The 2,136-nt window shown below is 32.0% G+C and carries 3 protein-coding genes; all 3 read right to left on the reverse strand.

The window, feature by feature from the left end:
- Positions 1–251: 251 nt before the first annotated feature.
- The 3 genes from F6K22_RS39325 to F6K22_RS39335 all read right to left on the reverse strand — a co-directional run bounded on the left by F6K22_RS39325 (position 252) and on the right by F6K22_RS39335 (position 1,788).
- On the reverse strand, positions 252–542 hold the full coding sequence (locus tag F6K22_RS39325) for a hypothetical protein (RefSeq protein WP_293110433.1): 291 nt from the start codon (positions 540–542) through the stop codon (positions 252–254).
- A gap of 161 nt (positions 543–703) precedes the next feature.
- Positions 704–1,048, reverse strand: a complete 345-nt coding sequence (locus F6K22_RS39330; RefSeq protein WP_293110435.1) for a tetratricopeptide repeat protein — start codon at positions 1,046–1,048, stop codon at positions 704–706.
- Positions 1,049–1,638: 590 nt separating this feature from the next.
- Positions 1,639–1,788, reverse strand: a complete 150-nt coding sequence (locus tag F6K22_RS39335; protein WP_293110436.1) for a hypothetical protein — start codon at positions 1,786–1,788, stop codon at positions 1,639–1,641.
- Between the last annotated feature and the right edge of the window lie 348 nt (positions 1,789–2,136).

Genomic DNA, 2,136 nt, shown 5'->3' on the forward strand with positions numbered 1-2,136 from the left:
CTAGTAAAATTTTTTTGAAAAGCTGATTAAAACTTCTGATAGGAAAGTGAGCTAGACAAATATCTGATAATTCAACACTAGGAATATAGCCATTTTTGCTTGTTACTCCATGACTACCTTGATTGATTTTAAGTTGAGAATTAACACTACTGCTAGTGTTTAGTTGCAAAAGTTAGTAATATTCTTTTTTTCTCAATTTCCTTAGGTTTCAAGCTTTTTTCTTGGCTCAATAAATATATTAATTTATGCAATTAGACACTAGCTCTGAGAATGATTTTAAAATACTGTGGATTTTCTTTTTTTCTTCTGTATTTAAAATTTGATAGTAAATGACTTGTGTTAGTAGGTTCAGGAATATAGGTTTTCCAAGGATAAAGACCTATCCCATTTTTAGGGATGTTTTGAAGTGAATTAATAAATGATTCTTTTGATGGTGACTGAATTAATTCATCTGCATCAATTGGAACAATAAATTCTGGAAAGAATGATGTAGCTACTCTTCTGTAGAGATTTGTCATTTTATCAGTTTGAGTATAAGCCATTTTATGGTCATCAATTACACAAAGGTCTCAACCTTCTTGCATTAGTTGGTTAACTATTTTTCTACTATTATCTGTAGAACCATTATCAGCTAATACTAAAAAGTCAAGATAGTTCAAATTATGGCGAATGAAAGTTTATAAAACGTCTTCCTCATTTTTAATCATGGAAATTCCCACAACAAAAAAAAACGGTTAATTTGATTGGAAGTAAAATCAAGATTTTGCTCAAGTTTCCTACTTTTAATTGTTTCCAGACTCTGATGAAAAAAATCTATATTAGGATTCACTTCAATAGCTTTTTCATACTCAATAATGGCTTGAGCAAAATTACCTTGTTTTTCCAGAGCATCCCCTAATTCATAATAGGTAAAAGCAAAACCGGGATTTAATTCTATAGCTTGTATATAGAGAGCGATAGGGCTAACACCACGCTCCGCGAAGGCTTCATCTAACTTTCTCTGACGTTTGAGTTTATTTCCTCGTATGATTAAATTTCCTGTAGTCATTTTATTAAAAATATATCCTTGATTAATTAGTTTTACTTTTCATCAAATGAGGTAAAGGAATTTCAGGAACTGTTTTTCCGAGAAAACTACATAATTTATCTCAACTATCTCCTTTCTCCCAAAAAAGTATGATTAAATTTCCTGTAGTCATTTTATTAAAAATATATCCTTGATTAATTAGTTTTACTTTTCATCAGATGAGGTAAAGGAATTTCAGGAACTGTTTTTCCGAGAAAACTACATAATTTATCTCAACTATCTCCTCCCTACCAACAAATTATAAGTAATTTATCTGGTTGACTTTGAAAATAATCAATAACTTGGCTCTAAGATAATCGAATATTTAGGAATTTTCTCCAGGAGCAATATCAGAAATATTTTCATGTTGTGAAGCTCCCGATAAAATATATGGTGGTTTTTACCTCATCAAATCTTTCCATCCATCCCTCCTAGGGTGGAAAATCACCAACATTTTCATTCTATGAAGCTCCTGAAAAAAATCGCGCCTCAAAGAATATCCGGTTGCATCCCCACAAAAATTGTGATATGATGAAAATTATGAGGGTTCGCTTGCCTATACACATGACTTTTTATTCAACCAAACTTCCTGTCTCAGAGGTCATCAAATATTGAGGAATATTTTCATGTTGTGAAACTCCCAATAAAATATATAGTGGTTTTTGCCTCATCAAATCTTTCCATCCATCACTCCTAGGGTGGAAAATCACCAACATTTTCATTCTATGAAGCTCCTGAAAAAATCGCGCCTCAAAGAATATCCGGTTGCATCCCCACAAAAATTGTGATATGATGAAAATTATCAGGGTTCGCTTGCCCATATACATGACTTTTTATTCAACTAGAATAGTATAGTTTTTCAGCGATCAGGAATGCTGTAGAAAGGAAAATCAATGTAAAAAATACACTTAGGAGTTCTATTATAGAGAGGGATATAGCAATCTCGGCAGAAGTTGTATCATTTTATCTAACAGGACTTGGTTTCCAAATTCCATTTCTGCCAGGATTTAGAGACCAAACCCCTACAATTTTCAACAAGCAAATCGTTTAGGATTACTATATAGCTAACA

Source organism: Okeania sp. SIO2F4 (assembly GCF_010672385.1).
Lineage (GTDB): Bacteria > Cyanobacteriota > Cyanobacteriia > Cyanobacteriales > Microcoleaceae > Trichodesmium.

Bases quoted from the DNA above. Each gene is read 5' to 3' on its own strand.
- F6K22_RS39335 (WP_293110436.1), bottom strand. From the start codon at position 1,788: ATGAAAATGTTGGTGATTTTCCACCCTAGGAGTGATGGATGGAAAGAT.
- F6K22_RS39325 (WP_293110433.1), bottom strand. From the start codon at position 542: ATGGCTTATACTCAAACTGATAAAATGACAAATCTCTACAGAAGAGTA.
- F6K22_RS39330 (WP_293110435.1), bottom strand. From the start codon at position 1,048: ATGACTACAGGAAATTTAATCATACGAGGAAATAAACTCAAACGTCAG.